Raw genomic sequence first — 20,993 nt, forward strand, 5'->3', positions numbered from 1 at the left:
CCCACGACAGTGTGGGAGCGATCAGTTGCACGCTTACTGCGCGAGCCACCCGCCATCGATATTCCACGCGGCGCCTCGTACCTGACTGCCGGCCTCGCTGCACAGAAACAGCACCAGTTCACCCAGGTGTGCCGGCGTGACGAATTCCAGTGATGGCTGTTTTTCGGCCAGCAGGTCGTGTTGCGCCTGTTGCGGATCAACACCCTTGGCCGCGCGATCATCGATCTGCTTCTGCACCAGCGGCGTCAGCACCCAGCCCGGGCAGATGGCGTTGCAGGTGACGTTGCTGGCGGCGGTTTCCAGGCCGACCACTTTGGTCAGGCCGATCACACCATGCTTGGCCGCCACATACGCCGCTTTGCCGGTTGAACCGACCAGACCATGCACCGAGGCAATGTTGACGATCCGCCCCCAGCCTTTGGCGCGCATGCCCGGCAGGCTCAGCCGGGTGCTGTGAAACACTGACGACAGGTTGATGGCGATGATCGAATCCCAGCGCTCCACCGGAAACTCTTCAACCGCCGCGACATGCTGGATACCGGCGTTATTGACCAGAATGTCCACGCCGCCGAACTCGCGCTCGGCGTAGGCGATCATGTCGGCGATCTGCTCGGGGCTGCTGACGTCTGCCGGGTGATGGCCGACCTTGCCGCCGTACTGCTCGACTTCGGCAATCACTTTCGATGCATCGCCAAAACCGTTGAGGATCAGGTTGGCGCCGGCCTTGGCCAGCGTCAGCGCAATGCCCAGTCCGATGCCGCTGGTGGAGCCGGTGACCAGTGCGGTCTTGCCAGTAAGAGTCGTCATGAATACCTCACACAATGCCAGTGGCGTAGAAAGTGCCGATTACCACGAAAACCGCCAGGGTCTTGATCAGCGTAATACAGAAAATGTCCTTGTAGGCCTCACGGTGAGTCAGGCCGGTGACGGCCAGCAACGTGATCACTGCGCCGTTATGCGGCAGGGTGTCCATGCCGCCGCTGGCCATCGCCGCCACCCGGTGCAGCACTTCCAGCGGAATGTTGGCGGCGTGGGCGGCGCTGATGAACTGTTCGGACATCGCAGCGAGCGCGATGCTCATGCCGCCCGAGGCGGAGCCGGTGATGCCGGCCAGCAGGGTCACGGTGATCGCTTCGTTGACCAGCGGATTGGGAATGCTCTTGAGCCAGTCGGCCAGCACCAGAAAACCCGGCAGCGAGGCGATGACCGCACCGAATCCGTATTCTGACGCGGTGTTCATCGCTGCCAGCAGTGCGCCGCTGACCGCGCTTTTGCTGCCCTCGGCGAGCTTGCTTTTGATCGCTTTAAAACCGAATGCCAGTACCATCAGGATGCCCACCAGCAAAGCAGCCTGCACTGCCCAGATCGCCGTCAACTTTGCGATTTCGGTAGTGACCGGCGCAGCCATGCCCGGCAGCGCGAGGCTGTGAGTCTTGCCGTACCACTGCGGAATCCACTGGGTGAACAGCAGGTTCATGATGCCCACCGCCAGCAGCGGCGACAGGGCGATCCACGGGTTGGGCAATTTCAGGTCTTCGGCGGTTTCCGGTTCGTTGCGCAGTTCGGTGCCGTAGCCTTCACCGGCACGTTGAGCCTTGTTGCGCTGGCGCTGCAGGAACAGCATGCCGGCGCAGAACACGAAGATTGTGCCGATCACACCCAGCCACGGCGCCGCCCACGCGGTGGTATTGAAAAAGGTGCTGGGGATGATGTTCTGGATCTGTGGCGTGCCGGGCAAGGCGTCCATGGTGAACGAGAACGCGCCGAGGGCGATGGTCGCCGGGATCAGGCGCTTGGGGATGTTGCTCTGGCGGAACATTTCCGCCGCGAACGGATAGACCGCAAACACCACCACGAACAGCGAAACGCCGCCGTAGGTGAGCAGGGCGCAGACCAGCACGATCACCAGCATTGCCTGGCGGGTGCCGAGCAGTCGAATCGCGGCTGCAACAATCGAACGCGAGAAACCCGACAGCTCGATCAGCTTGCCGAACACGGCGCCGAGCAGGAACACAGGGAAATACAATTTAATGAAACCGACCATCTTCTCCATGAACACCCCGGTGAAGGCAGGGGCGACGGCAGACGGGTCGGTGAGCAGGACGGCGCCGAGGGCGGCGATCGGGGCAAAAAGGATGACGCTGTAGCCACGGTAGGCCGCGAGCATCAGCAGCGCGAGAGCTGCCAAGGCGATGATCACACTCATGGTGTGCTCCTTCGATTGTTATTTTTGTGGGTGGAACGGGTGCTGCAAGGGGCTTTAGCGAGAACTGTGCCAGATGGCTAAGCTATTGAAATATATGGAATTAGTTTGATTTTGGATGATGTTTTTCGAGATTCTGTCTCCATTTAGAGACTTCGATGGCCGGGAGGGCGCTTTCACGGGCAAGCCCGCTCCCACAGTTGAGCGCATTCCGCTGTGGGAGCGGGCTTGCTCGCGACGTTTCTGATGTAGTCTTGATTTTGAGAATGATGTCTCTCTATTGAGACTCTGCAATTCCGAGCGCAATCATTTTCTTGTACAACGTCGACCGCCCAAGCCCCAATCGCTCAGCCGCCTCAATCACCTTGCCCCCGCATTGCGCGAGGGTCGATTGAATCAACTGCCGGTCAAAACGCTCCCGCGCCTGACTGAAGGTCTCATGGGTTACAGGCTGTGACAGGGGCGGCAGTGCGCGCTCAACGGGTGTAAACGTACCGATCGCAGAACGAATGTCGTTCGCCGTCAGTATCAAGTCATCACTGAGCAGCGCCGCACGCTCCAGCACATTGCGCAACTCGCGAATGTTTCCCGGCCAGGCATGCTGCCCCAGCAATTCCAGCGCTTCGCGATTGAGTTCATGCTGACTGCGCAACTCTTCAAGAATCGCTTCACTGAGGGCCGGCAGATCGTCCAGCCGTTCACGCAGCGGCGGTACCTGAATCGGCAGCACGTTAAGCCGGTAGTACAAATCCGCGCGGAACTCACCACGCTTGATCGCTGCCTCCAGATCCGTCGAAGTCGCGGCAATGACCCGCACATCACTCTGGATCACGTCATTGGAGCCGACCGGTTCGAACTCTTTCTCCTGAAGCACCCGCAGCAATTTGCTTTGCAGCGGCAACGGCATGTCGCCGATCTCATCGAGAAACAGTGTCCCGCCCTGAGCGATCTGTAACTTGCCGGTGCGTCCCTTGCGATCAGCGCCGGTAAAGGCGCCGGGCGCGGTGCCGAAAAACTCGGCTTCGAGCAGCGCTTCGGGAATCGCCGCGCTGTTGATGCTGACAAACGCTTTGTGCGCCCGGGGCGAAGCGCCGTGGATGGCCTGGGCCAGCAACTCCTTGCCGCTGCCGGTCTCGCCGAGCAGCAGAACCGGTGACTCGGCGCTGGCGCTGCGCCGGGCACGGCGCTTGACTTCCAGGCTCGCAGCGCTGGTACCGATGAAGTGGGCGAAGTTGTATTTGGTCTGGCGTGCGCGCAACAGCGAACGGGTCGAGGCCAGTTCCTCCTGCATGCTCAGGTAGCGCTTGAGCATCGGCGACAGTGTGCGCAATTCGTCGAACAGGGCAAAACCGATGGCGCCGATTACCGATCCGGCGTCGTCGTGGATCGGCAGGCGCATCACCACCAGCGGTTCTTTCGGGGTGTCCTGCATGTCCAGCAGAATCGGTCGCCCGGTGCGCACCACTTCACGCAACAGGCTGCCCGGAATCACGCTTTCGCAGGGCTTGCCGATGGCCCCGGCGGCGGAGTCTAGCCCGAAGCGCCGGGCGTAACGCTCGTTCATCCAGACGATGTTCGCATCGCGGTCGACAATCACCGTGCCTTCACTGGATTGCTCGATGATCTCGAACAACGAACGGATCGCCAGGGTGCGAACCCGCTGGTAATCCTTGAGGCTTTCGGTGGTGTTCATGGCGGCATCCATTGGCGGAAGTCAGGTGGCGCGATTATGCCTATCCCGGATGAGCCGCGGCCAACAGCTCTTTGGTATAGGGGTGCTGCGGTGAGTCGAACACGTCATGGCTGGCACCGCGTTCGACCACTTTGCCGTCCTTGATCACGATCATGTCGTGGGCCAGTGCCCTTACCACCGCCAGATCGTGACTGATGAACAGATACGTCAGGCCGTGTTTTTCCTGAAGCTGGCGGAGCAGGGCGACCACTTGTTTCTGCACGGTGCGGTCCAGCGCCGAAGTCGGCTCGTCGAGCAGGATCAGCGCCGGTTTCAGTACCAGTGCCCGGGCAATGGCGATGCGCTGACGCTGACCGCCGGAAAATTCGTGGGGGTAGCGGTGACGGCTTTCGGGGTCGAGGCCGACTTCCTTGAGTACCCGGATTACCTGGTCGTCACACTCGTCAGCCGTGGACTGGCAATGCACCTCCAGCCCCTCACTGATGATCTGCGCCACCGACATGCGCGGGCTGAGGCTGCCGAACGGGTCCTGAAACACCACTTGCATCTGCCGACGCCACGGTCGCAGCTGTTTCTGGTTAAGGCCATCGAGGGACTCGCCCTGAAAGCGAATGCTGCCTTCGGAATCGAGCAGACGCAGGATCGCCTGACCCAGCGTTGACTTGCCCGAGCCAGACTCGCCGACGATGCCCAGGGTCTTGCCGCGCTGGATGTTCAGGCTGATGCCGTCCACGGCACGCAAGTATTGCTTGCGCTGGAACAGTCCGCCGCCAACGACGAAATCCACCCGCAGGTCTTCGACTTCCAGCACGTTTTCACGCTCGTCCCGGGGCAATGCTTCGCCTTCGGGTTCGGCATTGAGCAACACGCAGCTGTAAGGGTGTTTTGGCTCTGTGAACAGGGTTTCGCAAGGTGCCTGCTCGACAATTTCCCCGGCCTTCATCACGCACACCCGCTGGGCAACGCTGCGAACCAGATTGAGATCATGGCTGATCAGCAGCAGCGACATGCCGAGACGTTGTTGCAGGGATTTGAGCAGCACCAGGATCTTGCGTTGCACGGTGACGTCGAGGGCCGTGGTGGGTTCATCGGCGATCAACAGTTCCGGTTCGCAGGCCAGGGCCATGGCGATCATGACCCGCTGGCGCTGGCCGCCGGACAACTGATGGGGGTAAGCCTTCAGTCGTTCTTTCGGTTTCTGGATGCCCACCAGTTCAAGCAGTTCAAGAATGCGTTTCTGTGCTTCTTTGCCGCCCATGCCTCGATGCAGGAGCAGGGTCTCGCCGATCTGCTTTTCGATTGTGTGCAGCGGATTGAGCGAGGTCATCGGCTCCTGGAAGATCATGGCGATGCGGTTGCCCCGCAGGTCGCGCAAGGTCTTGGGATCGGCACCGACCAGCTCCTGGCCGCGATAGCGAATGCTGCCGGTGGTCTGGGCTTCGTTGTCGGGGAGCAGTTGCAGGATCGAGTGGGCCGTCACCGATTTGCCCGAGCCCGACTCGCCCACCAGCGCCAGGCACTCGCCGGGGCGGATGTCCAGGCACAGATTGCGCACCACGGTCTGGCCATGGAAGGCGACGCTGAGGTCACGGATTTCGATCAGGTTGTCAGTCATTTCAAGGATCCGTTCATGAGCGCGGGTCAAAGGCGTCGCGCAATGCTTCGCCAATGAATACCAGCAGGGACAGAATCAGCGCGAGGGTGAAAAACGCCGTCAATCCCAGCCACGGTGCTTGCAGGTTCTGCTTGCCCTGGCCGATCAACTCGCCCAGGGAAGCGCTGCCCGCCGGCATGCCGAAACCCAGGAAATCCAGCGCCGTCAGGGTGGAAATCGCCCCGGTCAGAATGAACGGCAGGTAACTCAGTGTGGCATTCATGGCGTTGGGCAGGATGTGCCGGAAGATCACCTTGCGGTCGCTCAGGCCCAGGGCCCGCGCAGCCTTGACGTATTCCAGGTTGCGCCCGCGCAGGAACTCGGCCCGTACCACGTCCACCAGCGCCAGCCATGAAAACAGCGCCATGATCCCCAGCAGCCACCAGAAGTTCGGCTCGACGAACCCCGAAAGAATGATCAGCAGATACAGCACCGGTAGCCCCGACCAGACTTCGAGCAGACGCTGACCCATCAAGTCGACCCAGCCACCGTAGTAGCCTTGCAGGGCGCCGGCCGCGATGCCGATCAGGGCACTGACGAAGGTCAGCATCAGGGCGAACAGGATCGACACCCGCGCACCGAAGATCACCCGTGCCAGCACGTCCCGCGCCTGGTCGTCGGTGCCCAGCCAGTTGACCGAAGTCGGTGGACTTGGCGCCGGTTTGTTGAGGTCGTAGTTCGGTGTGTCGTCACTGAACGGGATCGGTGGAAACAGCAGCCAGCCACCGTCCTTGCGGATCAGGTTCTGCACATAGTCGCTGCGGTAATCGGCCTGGAACGGCAACTGCCCGCCGAATTCCTGTTCGGTGTGACGCTTGAACACCGGGAAGTACCATTGACCCTGATAGCTGACCATCAGCGGCTTGTCGTTGGCGATCAGCTCGCCACCGAGGCTGATCACGAACAGGCCAATGAACAACCACAACGACCACCAGCCCCGACGGTTTTTCTTGAATCGTTCGAAACGGCGACGGCCCAGAGGCGAGAGCTTGAACATCAGGCGTTCCTCGCGGCGAAGTCGATACGCGGATCGACCAGCGTGTAGCACAGGTCGCCGATCAGTTTTATCAGGAGGCCGAACAGGGTGAAGATGAACAGCGAGCCGAACACCACCGGGTAGTCTCGGGACACGGCTGCTTCGTAGCTCATGCGCCCCAGACCGTCGAGGGAGAAGATCACCTCGATCAGCAGCGAGCCGGCGAAGAACACGCTGATGAAGGCCTGTGGGATGCCCGACACCACCAGCAACATCGCGTTGCGGAACACGTGGCCATACAGCACCCGGCGTTCGCTCAGGCCCTTGGCGCGAGCGGTGACCACGTACTGACGGGTGATTTCATTGAGGAACGAGTTCTTGGTGAGGATGGTCAGGGTCGCGAAGCCGCCGATCACCAGCGCAGTCACCGGCAGAACAAGGTGCCAGAAATAGTCGGCAATCTTGCCAAGAGTCGACAATGATTCGAAGTTGTCCGAGACCAGGCCGCGCACCGGAAACCAGTTCAGCGATGTGCCGCCGGCGAACACAACGATCAGAAACATCGCGAACAGGAACGCCGGCATCGCGTAACCGATGATGATTGCCGTACTGCTCCAGATATCGAAATGACTGCCGTGATGCACGGCTTTGCGGATGCCCAGCGGGATCGACACCAGATAGGTGATCAGCGTCGCCCACAGCCCGAGGGAAATGGTCACCGGCATCTTTTGCAGGATCAGGTCGGTGACCGTGGCGCCGCGGAAGAAGCTCTTGCCGAAATCCAGTTGCGCGTAGTTCTTGAGCATCAGCCACAGGCGTTCATGGGCCGGCTTGTCGAAACCGTACTGTTTTTCGATGTCCTTGATCAGTTGCGGGTCGAGGCCACGGCTGGCGCGGGAGGTGCTGCTCATGGTCTCGCTTGCGCCGCCACCGACACTGGCGCCGCCGATCCCTTGCAGATGGGCGATGGCCTGTTCCACCGGGCCGCCCGGAGCGGCCTGAATAATCACGAAGTTGACCAGCAGAATGATCACCAGCGTCGGGATGATCAGCAGCAGACGCCGCAATATGTAAGCCCACATCAGTGCGGCCCTCCGGGTCTGCCACGGCTGATTTTCTCGGCCGTCATTTGCTGGTTGGTCAGCGGCGTGCTGCTGATTTCCCACCAGCTTTCGATCGCTTCGTCATTGCTCGCCTGCACGGTGGGGATGCCGAAGCGGTTCCACCACACGGTCGATGTGCCCGGTGGGTAATAGTTGGGAATCCAGTAGTAGTTCCATTGCAGCACCCGGTCCAGCGCATGGGCGTAATGCAGCATGTCGGCCTGGGTCGAGGCGCGGATAAGGCCGTTGATCAAGGTGTCTACCGCCGGGTTCTTCAGCACCATGTAATTGTTGGCGCCGGGATCGTTGGCCGACGCGGAGCCGAAGTAATTGAGCAGCTCACCGCCGGGCGACGTGGTGACCGGGTAACCGGTGACAATCATGTCGTAGTCGCGGCTCATCAGGCGATTGACGTACTGCGAAGAGTCGATGCGGCGGATGTCGAGGTTGATGCCGATCTGTTTCAGCGTGCGCTTGTAGGGCAGCAGCAGCCGGTCCATGCCGTTCTGGCTGACCAGGAAGGTGAAGCTCAACGGTTCGCCCTGTGCGTTGACCAATTGGTCGCCATCGGGTTTCCAGCCGGCCTGTTCCAGCAGTTCCAGTGCTTGCAACTGTTTGTCACGTATCAGTCCGCTGCCATCGGTTTTCGGCGCCTCGAAGACCTGGGTGAAAACCTCGTCGGGTATCTGCCCGCGCAACGGTTCAAGAATCTTCAGTTCGGCAGCGTCCGGCAGTTCACGGGCGGCGAGGGCGCTGTTGGAAAAGTAACTTTGCTGGCGGATGTACATGTTGCGCATCATCTGCCGATTGCTCCATTCGAAATCCCAGAGCATGGCCAGTGCCTGGCGTACGCGGCGATCCTGAAACATCGGTTTTTGCAGGTTGAACACGAAGCCTTGTGCCGATTGCGGTGCTTCGGTTGCCAGGTGAGCTTTCTGCAGGCGCCCGTCGCTCAGGGCCGGGCTGTCGTAGCCGATCGAGTAGCCGGTAGCGGAAAATTCGCGGTTGTAGTCATAGGCGCCGCCGCGCAATACCTGACGGGCGACATCGGTGTCGCCGAAGTACTCGATGCTGAAATGGTCGAAGTTGTAGAGCCCGCGACTGACCGGCAAGTCTTTGCCCCACCAGTCGGGATTGCGTTCGAAGGTAATGCTGCGTCCGGAATCGACCTTGCCGACCCGGTACGGGCCGCTGCCAAGCGGAGGTTCATAGCCGCCCCCGCCAGCGAAATCCCGGGTCTTCCACCAATGCTCGGGAAACACCGGCAGGGTCGCGATGTCCAGTGGCAGTGTGCGGTTTTCATTGCTTTTGAAATCGAAACGCACGGTCAGCGGCGCTTCGACTTCGACGCCTTTGACGTCGGCGAACTGGGTTCGATAACGTAGGCTGCCTTGGGTCATCAACAGATCGTAGGTGTAGCGCACGTCTTCGGCGGTGATTGGCTTGCCGTCGGCGAAGCGTGCCTTGGGGTTGATGAAGAAACGCAGGGACAGACCGTCTTCGGAGCGCTCCATCTTCTGTGCCACCAGCCCGTAGACGGTGTAAGGCTCGTCCATCGAGCGCTGGGCCAGAGGAGAATACAGCAGGCCGTCGATCTGGGTGACACCGATGCCTTTGTCAATGTAGGGCAGGACATGGTCGAAGTGACCGATCTCGATCGCCGAACGGCGCATCGTTCCGCCCTTGGGCGCTTGAGGATTGGTGTAGTCGAAGTGACTGAAATCGGCCGGGTACTTCGCCGGTTCGCCGTAAACGGTCAATGCATGTTGCGGTGCAGCGCTCACACCGGCGGCGCCCATCAGCAGAGCCACGGCAGTGAACATCAAAGTGGAAAAAGCCAGTCGCATTGTCAGCCTTAGAGCCGGATGATCGATAAGCGCAAGTTGTACGCGAGCCCGACACTGTTCGCCAGCCGCGTGGTGTAACCAAAACACAACGGCCCGCCATCTGGCGGGCCGTTACACAGCGCAAGGGACGAAGGATCAGTCCTGACGGCTGGTGACTTCCAGCAGGTGATAGCCGAACTGAGTCTTGACCGGGCCTTGCACGACGTTGATCGGTGCGCTGAACACTACGGTATCGAATTCCTTGACCATCTGGCCCGGGCCGAACGAGCCCAGATCGCCGCCCTGACGGCTGGACGGGCAGGTGGAGTTGGCTTTGGCGACTTCAGCAAAATCGGCGCCGGCTTCGATCTGGGCCTTGAGTTCGTTGCACTTGTCTTCGCTGGAAACCAGGATGTGGCGGGCAGTGGCTTTGGCCATGAGGAAAATCTCCAATCAAATCAGTAAAGGGTGGAGCCTACCGGATTCAGTGGCCGATTTCTCGGCAAAGTTCCGTTCGGTTGTCTGACGCAGGCTCTCAGAGGTTGGCGGCCTGCAGGCGCAAGGCATGCTCGACATACAGCTGTATCGAATCGGTTGTGCCGGCAAGCCCGCTCGCAGGCCTGCCAAGGCTGCGAAAATGATCAAGCGGGTAATCGGAGCGGATCACGGTTCCCAGATGTGAGCTGTAGCGACCGACAAAGCCGTCGTTCTGTAAAGGCTCGGTCATGAAGTATGGCGACAGGCCCCGGCAGATATCCTGAATTGGATCGAGTGTTGGCAAGCTGATGGGTGGCACTACGCCGCTCCACGAGAAGTAGCGCACATCATTGACCCGTTCCGCGCCTTGTCCACCCCAGCTCTGCGGCAGGCCCTGCGGGTACTTGTCATTGAAATCGCCGACGCCTTCGGTGGTCAGGGCATTCAATGCGGCCAATGCATTTCTCGGCAGTGTCTTGGTCCCGCCGAGCAGGCACAGAAAGTCGGAAAACAGCGTGGCCACGTTCTGTGCCACGGTTTCCGGCAGTTTTCCGGGTATCAGTGCCTTACGCAGGACGTCCGCCAGTTCCGAACCGTGATTCGGCCCGCTGACCGATGTCACGGATGCAACCTTTTGTGGAGCAAGCGCTGCTGCATAGCGAGCAGCCAGTGCGCCCTGGCTATGGCCGATCAGGTTGACTTTGACCGCACCTGTGCCCTTAAGCACGGAGTCGATCTGGCAAAGCAGTTGTCGGCCGCGTACTTCATTGTCGTGAATGGCAGACAAGTGCGGTACGAAAACCTGCACACCAATGGCCTTCAGCGCCTGTCTGACGTCGTGGAACAGCTCAAATGGGCCGATACGCTCGAATCCGAACAAACCGTGCACCAGGAGGATGGGGTAAAGGGTGGTGGTGTCTTGTTGCATTTTTCATCCTTGATTGCAGAAGCTCATCGATATTTGCCGGGTGCCACTCTAAATCAGTCTTGGAGCACTCGATGTATGAAGCGTCTTCCACGGAAGTCGGAAACTGGGTCGGTGTGTGCAGGAAATCTCCTTGAAGTTTGAAATCCGGATCGGAATATCTGGACATCTTTCGCCTCGCCCAATGTATTTGCTCCGTCATTGCCTACCTGTTGCGATGCGATTGCCGCCGAAGCTCGGTGTGAAAGGACGACATCATTTTTCTTGTCTGACTGATTGAATAGAGGCTCTTCGACGCAGCAGGCAAGCTGCAGGGCGTTTCCATGGAGTGGAGCTACGAATGAATCTGCAGAGCGTGCAAGAAGCGATACAGGGCAATGTTTTAGCCGTAACAACGATCGGCTCATCGGGGCACGCATGTCTGCGTGAACCATCGGGTTCATTGCATGCGGTTACCCTCGAATCGGTGGAAGGCGGTGTCCTTGATCCCTCGTTGAGCAGGGTTGTCATCCGGATCGCGCCATATCCCGACATGGCATGCGGTGACAGAGTGGTACTGAGTTGGCATGGTCTCGACATCGAGGGTTTGCCGTATCGACACGAGTTGGCGCGATCAGTCAGCGAGGCTCAGTTGGGGAGGGATATCGTTTTTGTCATCGGCAGTTCTCATATCGCTGCGCTGGATGGCGGTACGCTGGAGGTGTTCTGGACATTGAACAGCATGAAATGGTTGTTACCCGTCAGCTCCCTCAGGACCCAGCTGAATGTAGGGGACGTTTCATACAGTCTGCTGCCGCCCACGGTTGACGATGCCGTTGGCGGGCATCTTGATCCGGCACGTGTCAATGAAGGCACCACTGTCACTCTCCAGCCTTATGTCGGGATGTCGGTGGGTGATCGAGTGGAATTGTTCTGGCAGGGGGCTGCAGAGCGCGCCTCATTCCGCGACAGCTTGATTGTCGAGTCCTTCGCTGTTGGAGCGCCGCTGCTTTTCGGTGTCGATCCTCGATTCATCATTCCGCATCCTGGCAGTGAAGTGCCTGTTCGATATGTCATCGAACAGGCAGCTGGAGCGCCGCGAGAATCGGGCTCCACGAACATCATCATTGCTCCATTGGTGCGCGGCGAACTGGCCGCACCGCAAGTGCTTGAGGCACGGGAAGGGGCGCTGGATGTACGCAAAACCATTGATGGTGTCAGTGTAGTCATCAGCAATGCGCAGGTAGAAGTTGGTGAACTGGTTTATCTCAAGTGCGATGGCGAGCACTTCTTTCATCGTGATGATCGGGAAATAACCAGCGGAATGGAGATTGAGCCCCTGGTGTTTATCGTTCCCTATCGCTTCTGGCGCGAGCATGTCGGTACGGCTGTTCGAGTGTCCTATTCGATTGAGCGACTGGATGATGTCAGTCAGGTATCCGATGTGGCACTGCTGCGCGTGCTGGCTTGATCAAGCGGCCTTCCGGGCAGGCATGCTCCGGAAGGACGGTTTCATATTCAGGCCAGGGACGGTTTCCGAAGACGCTCCGCAGCATCGAGCAGCAGACGTTCCGTGGCAGTGAAGCCCAGGCAGCCATCCGTTACCGAGACGCCATAGCGCAACGACGCACTCAACGGCTGGCATCCTTCGAACAGATGTGACTCGATCATCATGCCGACCAGCGAACGGTCTCCCTGGAGGCGCTGTTCCAGCACATCGTTGAAAACCTCCGGCTGACGAAGAGGGTCCTTGCCGCTGTTGGCGTGGCTGCAATCGACCATGATCCGGCTCGGGATCTTCAGTCGGCTCAGCTCGGTATGGATTCGGGACACGCTGGCGCGATCGTAGTTAGGCCCTTGATGGCCACCGCGCAGGACCAGGTGTGTATCCGGGTTGCCTGAAGTCGGAATGATTGCCGGATGGCCCTGGCTGTCTACGCCGAAATGGCGATGAGGATGAGCAGCCGAGCGCATTGCGTCGACGGCGATAGCCACGCCCCCGTCGGTGCCGTTCTTGAAGCCGACCGGCATGCTCAGCCCGCTGGCCATCTCGCGATGTATCTGTGATTCGGTTGTCCGCGCACCGATGGCGACCCAACTGAGCAGATCGTCGAAGTAGCCGGCCGCCATGGGCTGCAAAAGTTCGGTGGCAACGGGCAGACCGAGGCGGATCATTTCCAGCATCAGTTCACGTGACAATGTCAGGCCGGCGGCCATGTCGTCACTGCCATCGAGATGGGGATCGTAGGCCAGGCCTTTCCAGCCGACGGTGGTGCGGGGCTTTTCGACGTAAGCACGCATCACAAGGAGCATTTCGCCGCTGACTTCATCGGCCAGTCGAGCAAGTTTGCTTGCGTATTCAAGCGCGGATTCAGGGTCGTGAATGGAGCAAGGGCCGACGACGACCAGCAAACGGTGGTCTTCGCCATTGAGTATGGCGCGGATTGCCTGACGGTGATCGGCAACCTGCTGGTTCAAGGCATTGCTCAGGGGCAATTGCTGCTTGAGTTGCAGCGAGCTGGGCAGACGCAGGGTCAACGCTTCGTTGGCTGGATTCAGGGTGGACAGTGGCAGAGCAGAAACGGACGAGTTCATTTTCGGGCTTCCTGGGCTGGTCGCGGGTCTTTCCCGCCGACTCGGCCCTATTGGGGTGTTCGACAGTTGGTCGTATTGGCTACGTGTGTTGGCTTGCCACCTGTGGGTGACCGATCGGAGGCGGCAGGCTGTCCCGAGCGGAGGCTGCTAAATCGCCAGGCGGTAAAACTGTCGTAGCGGTAATAAGTGGCGTAGTTCATGTCGTTATTCCTCAAGTGTCTGGTGTGTCGCTGAAAGTTCAGGGCCTGAAAAAACAAAACCCCCGGTCGGGAGGCCGACCGGGGGTTGAGAATTCTCTGGTAGGCGACCCGTCTATATGGGCGCCGTGTGGGTATCAGGCGCGCCAGTGGCTAAACCAATACCCAAAATAAAAGCTGGCTGGAGCGCAGATGCTGTTCACGCAGGCAGCCGCAACCGAGCGCTGGGCGCTGGTGGCATGAAGCTGTGCAAGGGCGTTGAACATGGTTTGTCTCCGATGAATGCGCCGAGCTTACTAGAGCCCGATACGCATCAGCAATCAGAAATTGCTATTGCTGGTACAGGAAGGCTTCTATCGGTTGAGCCCTGGGCAGGCTGTGACACACTGTGGCTTTTCAGCGGCTCAGGGTTGAGTCGCGTCGAAGTCGCATCAGGGGAGGGCAAGTCATGCAGGTGGTGGATGTGCAAACAAGCTTTCAATTACGACCGGCATCGCCCGATGACCTGTCGTTTACGCGAGAAATCACCTGTCGGAATATGCTTCCCTACTACATCAACTACGATCTGCTGTGGCAGGACGAAGCATTCGATCTTGCCTGGGCCGGACGCGAGAACTGGTTGATTGAATGCGATGGCAGGCCCGTCGGTTATTTCAGCCTCAGTCGCGATGCTCGCGCGCTGTATATTCGCGAATTGCAGGTCTGCGAGGGATTTCAGGGACAAGGTGCAGGAGCCTGGGCGATCGATCAGGTTGTTGCAATTGCACGCCAGGAACGTCGACCGGCATTGCGTCTGACGGTGTTCAAGAATAATCCGGCGCAGAATCTGTATCGCAGAAAAGGAATGGTTGTGCAGGGCGAGGACGAATGTTTCCTGAGGATGCAGCTCGATTTCAGTACACCTGTGCTCTGAAACCCACGGCCGGCAAGCCCTGAATGATGAATTGAAACTTTTTATATGTTGCTTGCCGCTAGGTCTGTCTGGCACTTTTTGCTAAGGTGTCCGGCATCCCAATAAGACCATATCGCGAGGTGTCTGCTTGATTAGGGTGCTAGTGGTCGATGACCATGATCTCGTTCGTACAGGCATTACACGAATGCTGGCCGATATCGATGGCCTGCAAGTGGTCGGCCAGGCCGAGTCCGGGGAAGAATCCCTTATCAAGGCCCGTGAGTTGAAGCCCGACGTGGTGCTGATGGACGTCAAGATGCCTGGCATCGGCGGCCTGGAAGCCACGCGCAAACTATTGCGCAGCCATCCGGACATCAAGGTGGTCGCGGTCACCGTGTGCGAAGAAGATCCGTTTCCTACACGATTGCTGCAGGCGGGCGCTGCTGGCTACCTGACCAAAGGCGCCGGTTTGCCGGAGATGGTACAGGCCATCCGCCTGGTCTTTGCCGGCCAGCGTTACATCAGCCCGCAAATTGCCCAGCAACTGGCAATCAAGTCGTTTCAGCCAACCAATGATTCTCCGTTCGATGCCTTGTCCGAACGGGAAATCCAGATTGCACTGATGATTGTCGGCTGTCAGAAGGTGCAGATCATTTCCGACAAATTGTGCCTGTCGCCAAAAACCGTAAACACCTACCGTTACCGCATTTTCGAGAAGCTTTCGATCAGCAGCGATGTCGAGCTGACGCTTCTGGCAGTTCGTCACGGCATGGTTGATGCCAGCCTCTGACCATGACTGAAACATTCGATTCCGGCGCCTTCCTGTCGACTGTCAGCGGGCGCCCTGGCGTTTATCGCATGTTCGACAGCGATGCGCGTCTGTTGTACGTCGGCAAGGCCAAGAATCTGAAGAAGCGCTTGGCCAGTTACTTTCGCAAGACCGGGCTGGCGCCGAAAACCGCTGCTCTCGTCGGGCGAATCGCCCAGGTCGAAACGACCATCACCGCCAACGAAACCGAAGCCCTGCTGCTTGAGCAAACGCTGATCAAGGAGTGGCGGCCGCCGTACAACATTCTGTTGCGTGATGATAAGTCCTATCCGTATGTGTTTCTGTCTGACGGGCAATTCCCTCGTCTCAGCATCCATCGCGGCGCGAAGAAGGCCAAGGGAAAGTACTTCGGGCCTTATCCGAGTGCAGGGGCCATTCGCGAAAGCCTCAGTCTTCTGCAAAAGACGTTTTTCGTGCGTCAGTGTGAAGACAGCTATTACAAAAACCGGACCCGTCCGTGCCTGCAGTACCAGATCAAGCGCTGCAAGGCTCCCTGTGTCGGGCTGGTCGAACCAGAGGTCTACGCCGAAGACGTGCGGCACTCGGTGATGTTCCTCGAGGGCCGGAGCCATGCGTTGACCAATGAACTGTCGACCGCGATGGAAGAGGCTGCAATCAATCTCGAGTTCGAACGCGCTGCAGAGCTGCGCGACCAGATTGCATTGCTGCGTCGCGTCCAGGATCAGCAGAGCATGGAAGGCGGGACTGGCGACATCGATGTGATCGCTGCTTTCGTCAACCCCGGTGGCGCCTGCGTGCATTTGATCAGTGTGCGGGGTGGTCGGGTTCTGGGGAGCAAGAACTTCTTTCCGCAGGTTGGAATCGAGGAAGACGTTGCGGAAGTCATGGCGGCGTTTCTTGGCCAGTATTTCATCAGCAGCCCTGAGCGGGATTTGCCAAGCGAACTGATCGTCAACGTCGTTCACGATGACTTCCCCACGTTGGTCGAGGCGATCCAGGAACTTCGCGGGCGCGAACTGACGATCAGTCATCGGGTTCGGGGAACGAGGGCGCGCTGGCAGCAATTGGCTGTGACCAACGCCGAACAGGCACTGGGCGCGAGACTGGCCAACCGTCAGCACGTTGCCGCGCGATTCGAGGCCCTGGCCGAGGTGCTGAATCTCGATGAACCGCCGCAACGGCTGGAGTGCTACGACATCAGTCATTCCAGTGGCGAGGCAACCGTTGCGTCCTGTGTGGTCTTCGGGCCGGAAGGGGCGATCAAGTCGGATTACCGTCGATACAACATCGAAGGCGTGACGGCCGGTGATGATTATGCGGCCATGCATCAGGCGTTGACCCGGCGCTTCAGCAAGCTGAAGGACGGGGAGGGCAAGTTGCCGGACATTCTGCTGGTGGACGGTGGCAAAGGGCAGTTGTCGATGGCGCGTGATGTGCTCAACGAACTGGCCGTGCCGGACCTGATCCTGCTCGGTGTCGCGAAGGGCGCGACTCGCAAGGCGGGGTTCGAGACTTTGTATCTGAATGATGCCGCGCATGAGTTCACATTGCGTGGCGATTCTCCGGCGTTGCATCTGATTCAACAGATCCGTGATGAAGCTCACCGCTTTGCAATCACCGGGCACCGTGCGCGTCGTGGCAAAACCCGTCGTACGTCAACGCTGGAAGGCGTGGCGGGCGTAGGTCCGACCCGTCGCAGGGACTTGCTGAAACATTTTGGTGGATTGCAGGAGCTGTCTCGTGCAAGCATCGAAGAGATCGCCAAAGCACCGGGGATCAGCAAAAAGCTAGCAGAGTCGATTTATGCAAACCTGCATAGTGAGTAGAATGCCCATTCACCTCGTAGCCAGTTGTGCCGATGAATATCCCTAATCTGATTACCGTTCTCCGTGTCCTGCTCATCCCGATCTTCATTTTGCTGTTCTATCTGCCTTACCAGTGGAGTTATCTGGCTTCAAGTTCGGTCTTTGCCTTTGCGGCAGCAACGGACTGGCTGGATGGTTATCTGGCACGACGCCTGGAGCAAAGCACACCGTTTGGTGCGTTCCTGGATCCTGTCGCTGACAAACTGATGGTTGCTGTTGCGCTGGTGTTGCTGGTGCAAGAACACGGCAACTTGTGGCTCACACTGCCGGCGGCCGTCATCATCGGTCGCGAGATCGTCGTATCGGCGCTGCGTGAGTGGATGGCCGAACTCGGTGCGCGGGCCCATGTGGCCGTGTCGAACCTGGGCAAATGGAAAACTGCTGCACAAATGCTTGCGTTGGTGATTCTCCTGGCCAACCCCAAGGTTTTCAGCTTTTGGGTTTTCATCGGTTATGCGTTGCTGATGGTATCGGCAGGCCTGACTCTGTGGTCGATGGTTCAATACCTTCGGGCTGCCTGGCCGCATCTGAAGACCGATGTTGAAAAGAAATAAAACTTTTTTGAATCAAAGGGTTGACGGCGCTTCTGATTTCTATAGAATGCGCCACACCAAGCGGGAATAGCTCAGTTGGTAGAGCACGACCTTGCCAAGGTCGGGGTCGCGAGTTCGAGTCTCGTTTCCCGCTCCAAGTTTGTACAGCGTTTGTTGTTGCGCTACTGACAACAAAAGCTTTGAGGCCGAGTAGCAAAATGGTTATGCAGCGGATTGCAAATCCGCCTACGCCGGTTCGATTCCGACCTCGGCCTCCACTATAAACAAGCTCCGTAGATCCATGATTTACGGAGCTTTTTTATTTGCATCACGCTGAAAGATTTAGTCTTTAAAACAGCCTTTGCAAACTTGCTTCACCGGGGAGTGATGTATATATTTCCCCCTCTGCTGCACGGGCAGCAATCTGTCAGGATTGTGAACCGGCAACAGGGAAACGCAACACCGCGCTACCGCCCGAATGGCGAAACTGGTAGACGCATGGGACTTAAAATCCCCCGCTCGTAAGGGCGTGCCGGTTCGATTCCGGCTTCGGGCACCATCTTAAATCAAGGGTTTGCGGGCGAAAGCTGATGCAAGCCCTTGTTTGTTTCCGGGTCGCAATTTTGACAGCGGTCCGCGCCTTTTGGCCTTCGTTTTCCCCTGCAGAACCCAGATCTGGCCATCCCGGACATCCCGCTCGTCCATCATTCGGGTGTCTATGTCCCTTTGACCGGTCAGGTAAGCCAGGTCCATCGCATCTTGTAACCCTGGGTCTGCTTTGTCGTAGACGCGTGTTATCAGCTCGCCTTCAACGTAGGTGTCCCGGCCGGTTTCTTTGTTGCCCTTGATGCCTGAGCAAGGGTTGGCAAGCGAGGTGTACCCTTGTCCCGGGCATAGTTCCAGATCGCACTGAGCAGGGCGTTCTTTCCGGGATGAGCTTGCGTAGATCTGACATGGTCGTCTCCAGAGTGGCGAGGTGTTGATCCAACAAAACTCGGATGCACTCATCTACTCCGCTGGTTGCCGTTAGGCGCGAAGGGAAGTGAATTCAGGATTGGTCGCGAGATTGATGACTAGCTGCGCAGACTCACTGCGGTACGACACGCAGAAAAAAGCCCGCAAAAAGGCGGGCTTCAAGGGGTAGTCGTCAGAGGCAGTCGGATTTGCCTATCTGAAATTCGACTACCGGTGAACTGGTTGAATCTCTGTAGAGGAGGTCAATGGAAAGACCCGATTTCACGAATTGCCCCAAGCCTTTTTCATTACAAAATGCAGAAGCTGCAAGCGCTCTTGCGTCCTTGGCGAACTCATCAACATCAATTTCGTCTTTTGTAAATTTTCTGAGCGTGTAGGAGATACGCATGACCTCATCGCTGTAGGTCACAGAATCGACGCGAGTTGACTCGTCAGATACTTTTCCGGACTGGGCGCCCATGATGAGCGCGAGCCCTTTGAGCTGGCGTTCCCGCTCTTCCTTTTTCTCTTCCGGGGCAGATTGTGTGTGCCATACCTGAGCCAAGATAAAGAGCAACGCCGTTGCCGAAAAAAAGATTATCAATCCGCGATATTGCTTCAACTGAGATCACCGTAGCAAAAGGCCATCGCTTATTTGACCATGCCGGTAACACCATCTCAAGTTGGAGGAGTTGCTCTCTGAGGTCCCAATGAATTCGAATGCATCTATCTGCTCCGCTTACCGCAGTGGGGCGGTGAGGGTATCGCATTCGGGTGGTATCGAGGAAAACTGATTTTTTGAGAAATGGTGCCGATATCGTGCGTAGAGTTTTTTATTACGGACGATCCACCATGCAACCGATTGCGAAAATTGTCTGCTTAGCAGCGCTCATTCCACTCAGCTGCACTGCAGTCTCACCGGCTGCGGAGGAGCCGAGCATTCATGAGTTTGCCGTTGTTGGGGTTGCTGTTGGGCGCGCTTGAGATGGTGGATTTCAGATACAACCTCACGCTCACTATGACTTCCACCGAAGATCCAGAAGCAGACGGGGTGACGGCTGTTTTTCATGACGTCAGCGCTCTGAACCTGAACGGCTTCGGTGGGGGACTAACCCAATTCATGGACCTCATCGTGACTCGTATCAACGAGGGTCTGGATAGAATCCGGTACGAGCTGAGGGATATTGAGAACGAAAAAATCTCGTGCTACTTCTTCACCTTCACCGTGCGAGACCACAAGGAGTAAATATGCGGATTTTGACAGGGGCGTTGGCGGTCGCGCTGTTGACGGGGGTTACTAACGACTCGGTCAGTCCGGGTTTTCTACTTTCGATTACGGAATGAGAGGCGCGCTTTTCTCAATATGTTCATAGCGAGGCGATCAGTTTCGAGAGGGATTCAAGAGGCTACTATCGGAGTTCGGCGAGTCGTTACTGGGAATTTTTACAGCAGCTGTGGTGGGGCTCATTGTGAAGATTGGTGGCTAGGGGCTATCATTGGGGCTTCTGATTTATGCCCAAGGAAGGTCGGTGAAAAAAGCTCTCTTCTGTGCCGCGTTATTGCTTCAATCTTGCAGCTCCCAGGTTCCCGCCCCAGTATCCCCGAAAGTTGAATTTGTGAAGGTGGATTACGATCCTGCAACTATGTCGAGAGTCCGTGTTTACACCGGAGTTTCATTGCTGGAGGCGAGTTATAGCGTCGGATATTCCTGCGAAGAGTTGAGTGCCGAGTTACCGGTAAGACCAAAGAATAAACCTCGTCCAGAGGCGCATCTGCAGCGTGTACAGAGCAACTCAAAACTCAGCATCGGGATGCCCAGCTCATGGAGGCTCACCAACGGAACTGTTCCGAATGAAAAAATTTCGGAAATGGTGATCCCCGCTGGCAAACCCTTTGTAGTGGATATCAAATATGTCGGTGACGGTCTTTGCATGCCTCCTGCGAAGATATTCATTCCCGAGCCCGGGGTAGATTACGAGGCTCATTTGATATGGATTAATCAGGCCGGGAAGCGCAACTCTTGCGTAACAGTCGCTCACAGGCTAGACGACCTCCCACCGATCCAGCTTCCTACGATAAGATCAGGCACATGCGTTCAGCCGCACCCGGCCGAGAAGAAATGGGTTACACGCTGGGATACGAAGTAAAGCTGATCCGGTTCCAAGCAACCGCCTGTATGCATTCAGTGCCAAGTCGGAGTCGCAGTTGCTCGTCACGCGTGACAGTGGACTATTCCTGTTGTCGAGTTGCGCAACGTCATAGGTCGATGCTCCTCGGTATTGACTTAGCGAGCACTGCAGTTCCTCGACTGCGTGCCAGTGAGCAGCGTCT

Annotated in this window: 18 protein-coding genes and 3 tRNA genes; 10 read left to right on the forward strand and 11 right to left on the reverse strand. The window is 58.0% G+C overall.

The features are described 5' to 3' along the window. Positions 1 to 33: 33 nt before the first annotated feature. The 9 genes from hbdH to CAG02_RS00650 form a co-directional block, all read right to left on the reverse strand. On the reverse strand, positions 34 to 807 hold the full coding sequence (hbdH, locus tag CAG02_RS00610; RefSeq protein WP_085710062.1) for a 3-hydroxybutyrate dehydrogenase: 774 nt from the start codon (positions 805 to 807) through the stop codon (positions 34 to 36). Positions 808 to 814: 7 nt separating this feature from the next. After that, the gene (locus CAG02_RS00615; RefSeq protein WP_007952055.1) at positions 815 to 2,206 is read right to left on the reverse strand and encodes a GntP family permease; all 1,392 of its coding nucleotides are present in this window, start codon (positions 2,204 to 2,206) and stop codon (positions 815 to 817) included. A 274-nt stretch (positions 2,207 to 2,480) separates the two neighbouring features. Then, the gene (locus CAG02_RS00620) at positions 2,481 to 3,896 is read right to left on the reverse strand and encodes a sigma-54-dependent Fis family transcriptional regulator (protein WP_085710061.1); all 1,416 of its coding nucleotides are present in this window, start codon (positions 3,894 to 3,896) and stop codon (positions 2,481 to 2,483) included. Between the two features lie 40 nt (positions 3,897 to 3,936). Further along, positions 3,937 to 5,511, reverse strand: a complete 1,575-nt coding sequence (locus CAG02_RS00625; protein WP_085710060.1) for an ABC transporter ATP-binding protein — start codon at positions 5,509 to 5,511, stop codon at positions 3,937 to 3,939. Positions 5,512 to 5,524: 13 nt separating this feature from the next. After that, on the reverse strand, positions 5,525 to 6,547 hold the full coding sequence (locus CAG02_RS00630) for an ABC transporter permease (RefSeq protein ID WP_085710059.1): 1,023 nt from the start codon (positions 6,545 to 6,547) through the stop codon (positions 5,525 to 5,527). Continuing rightward, positions 6,547 to 7,608, reverse strand: coding sequence for a microcin C ABC transporter permease YejB (locus tag CAG02_RS00635; protein WP_085710058.1), 1,062 nt, complete (start codon positions 7,606 to 7,608; stop codon positions 6,547 to 6,549). Before CAG02_RS00635 ends, CAG02_RS00630 begins: the two co-directional genes overlap by 1 nt. Then, positions 7,608 to 9,476, reverse strand: a complete 1,869-nt coding sequence (locus CAG02_RS00640) for an extracellular solute-binding protein (protein WP_085710057.1) — start codon at positions 9,474 to 9,476, stop codon at positions 7,608 to 7,610. Before CAG02_RS00640 ends, CAG02_RS00635 begins: the two co-directional genes overlap by 1 nt. Before the next feature lie 135 nt (positions 9,477 to 9,611). Beyond that, positions 9,612 to 9,893, reverse strand: a complete 282-nt coding sequence (locus CAG02_RS00645) for a peptidylprolyl isomerase (protein WP_041478733.1) — start codon at positions 9,891 to 9,893, stop codon at positions 9,612 to 9,614. Positions 9,894 to 9,990: 97 nt separating this feature from the next. Beyond that, on the reverse strand, positions 9,991 to 10,860 hold the full coding sequence (locus CAG02_RS00650) for a triacylglycerol lipase (RefSeq protein WP_085710056.1): 870 nt from the start codon (positions 10,858 to 10,860) through the stop codon (positions 9,991 to 9,993). 337 nt (positions 10,861 to 11,197) lie between these two features. On the opposite strand from CAG02_RS00650, the gene CAG02_RS00655 reads away from it, so the two are divergent. Next, positions 11,198 to 12,307, forward strand: a complete 1,110-nt coding sequence (locus tag CAG02_RS00655; protein ID WP_139831854.1) for a hypothetical protein — start codon at positions 11,198 to 11,200, stop codon at positions 12,305 to 12,307. A gap of 47 nt (positions 12,308 to 12,354) precedes the next feature. Here CAG02_RS00655 and CAG02_RS00660 read toward each other — a convergent pair whose 3' ends face one another. After that, on the reverse strand, positions 12,355 to 13,431 hold the full coding sequence (locus tag CAG02_RS00660) for a 3-deoxy-7-phosphoheptulonate synthase (protein WP_085710055.1): 1,077 nt from the start codon (positions 13,429 to 13,431) through the stop codon (positions 12,355 to 12,357). Positions 13,432 to 14,076: 645 nt separating this feature from the next. Here CAG02_RS00660 and CAG02_RS00670 point away from each other — a divergent pair. From CAG02_RS00670 to CAG02_RS00700, 7 genes are all read left to right on the forward strand, one after another. Beyond that, positions 14,077 to 14,541 carry an N-acetyltransferase gene (locus tag CAG02_RS00670; RefSeq protein ID WP_085710053.1) on the forward strand — a complete coding sequence of 155 codons (465 nt, stop codon included), beginning with the start codon at positions 14,077 to 14,079 and terminating at the stop codon, positions 14,539 to 14,541. A 127-nt stretch (positions 14,542 to 14,668) separates the two neighbouring features. Beyond that, positions 14,669 to 15,310, forward strand: a complete 642-nt coding sequence (uvrY, locus tag CAG02_RS00675; RefSeq protein ID WP_032829778.1) for a UvrY/SirA/GacA family response regulator transcription factor — start codon at positions 14,669 to 14,671, stop codon at positions 15,308 to 15,310. Between the two features lie 2 nt (positions 15,311 to 15,312). Then, positions 15,313 to 17,136, forward strand: coding sequence for an excinuclease ABC subunit UvrC (gene uvrC, locus CAG02_RS00680; protein ID WP_085710052.1), 1,824 nt, complete (start codon positions 15,313 to 15,315; stop codon positions 17,134 to 17,136). Positions 17,137 to 17,168: 32 nt separating this feature from the next. After that, complete coding sequence (pgsA, locus tag CAG02_RS00685; RefSeq protein ID WP_085603312.1) at positions 17,169 to 17,729, forward strand: CDP-diacylglycerol--glycerol-3-phosphate 3-phosphatidyltransferase; 561 nt, start codon at positions 17,169 to 17,171, stop codon at positions 17,727 to 17,729. 60 nt (positions 17,730 to 17,789) lie between these two features. Further along, positions 17,790 to 17,865: transfer RNA gene (locus tag CAG02_RS00690), tRNA-Gly, on the forward strand. Between the two features lie 47 nt (positions 17,866 to 17,912). Continuing rightward, positions 17,913 to 17,986, forward strand: a tRNA-Cys gene (locus CAG02_RS00695). 194 nt (positions 17,987 to 18,180) lie between these two features. Beyond that, a tRNA-Leu gene (locus tag CAG02_RS00700) sits at positions 18,181 to 18,267 on the forward strand. Between the two features lie 588 nt (positions 18,268 to 18,855). Here the strand turns inward: CAG02_RS00700 and CAG02_RS00710 are convergent. Further along, positions 18,856 to 19,284, reverse strand: coding sequence for a hypothetical protein (locus CAG02_RS00710; RefSeq protein ID WP_170931553.1), 429 nt, complete (start codon positions 19,282 to 19,284; stop codon positions 18,856 to 18,858). A gap of 321 nt (positions 19,285 to 19,605) precedes the next feature. On the opposite strand from CAG02_RS00710, the gene CAG02_RS00715 reads away from it, so the two are divergent. Together CAG02_RS00715 and CAG02_RS29410 are read left to right on the forward strand one after the other, a co-directional pair. Continuing rightward, positions 19,606 to 19,908 (forward strand): hypothetical protein, encoded by a 303-nt coding sequence (locus CAG02_RS00715; RefSeq protein ID WP_085710051.1) that lies wholly within the window; start codon positions 19,606 to 19,608, stop codon positions 19,906 to 19,908. A gap of 283 nt (positions 19,909 to 20,191) precedes the next feature. Continuing rightward, the gene (locus CAG02_RS29410; RefSeq protein ID WP_139831853.1) at positions 20,192 to 20,809 is read left to right on the forward strand and encodes a hypothetical protein; all 618 of its coding nucleotides are present in this window, start codon (positions 20,192 to 20,194) and stop codon (positions 20,807 to 20,809) included. Positions 20,810 to 20,993 lie beyond the last annotated feature (184 nt).

Source organism: Pseudomonas sp. R43(2017) (genome assembly GCF_002112345.1).
GTDB classification, from domain to species: domain Bacteria; phylum Pseudomonadota; class Gammaproteobacteria; order Pseudomonadales; family Pseudomonadaceae; genus Aquipseudomonas; species Aquipseudomonas kribbensis.

Coding starts and splice junctions, on each gene's coding strand:
- hbdH (WP_085710062.1), bottom strand. CDS start 807: ATGACGACTCTTACTGGCAAGACCGCACTGGTCACCGGCTCCACCAGC.
- CAG02_RS00615 (WP_007952055.1), bottom strand. CDS start 2,206: ATGAGTGTGATCATCGCCTTGGCAGCTCTCGCGCTGCTGATGCTCGCG.
- CAG02_RS00620 (WP_085710061.1), bottom strand. CDS start 3,896: ATGAACACCACCGAAAGCCTCAAGGATTACCAGCGGGTTCGCACCCTG.
- CAG02_RS00625 (WP_085710060.1), bottom strand. CDS start 5,511: ATGACTGACAACCTGATCGAAATCCGTGACCTCAGCGTCGCCTTCCAT.
- CAG02_RS00630 (WP_085710059.1), bottom strand. CDS start 6,547: ATGTTCAAGCTCTCGCCTCTGGGCCGTCGCCGTTTCGAACGATTCAAG.
- CAG02_RS00635 (WP_085710058.1), bottom strand. CDS start 7,608: ATGTGGGCTTACATATTGCGGCGTCTGCTGCTGATCATCCCGACGCTG.
- CAG02_RS00640 (WP_085710057.1), bottom strand. CDS start 9,476: ATGCGACTGGCTTTTTCCACTTTGATGTTCACTGCCGTGGCTCTGCTG.
- CAG02_RS00645 (WP_041478733.1), bottom strand. CDS start 9,893: ATGGCCAAAGCCACTGCCCGCCACATCCTGGTTTCCAGCGAAGACAAG.
- CAG02_RS00650 (WP_085710056.1), bottom strand. CDS start 10,860: ATGCAACAAGACACCACCACCCTTTACCCCATCCTCCTGGTGCACGGT.
- CAG02_RS00655 (WP_139831854.1), top strand. CDS start 11,198: ATGAATCTGCAGAGCGTGCAAGAAGCGATACAGGGCAATGTTTTAGCC.
- CAG02_RS00660 (WP_085710055.1), bottom strand. CDS start 13,431: ATGAACTCGTCCGTTTCTGCTCTGCCACTGTCCACCCTGAATCCAGCC.
- CAG02_RS00670 (WP_085710053.1), top strand. CDS start 14,077: ATGCAGGTGGTGGATGTGCAAACAAGCTTTCAATTACGACCGGCATCG.
- uvrC (WP_085710052.1), top strand. CDS start 15,313: ATGACTGAAACATTCGATTCCGGCGCCTTCCTGTCGACTGTCAGCGGG.
- pgsA (WP_085603312.1), top strand. CDS start 17,169: ATGAATATCCCTAATCTGATTACCGTTCTCCGTGTCCTGCTCATCCCG.
- CAG02_RS00715 (WP_085710051.1), top strand. CDS start 19,606: ATGAGTTTGCCGTTGTTGGGGTTGCTGTTGGGCGCGCTTGAGATGGTG.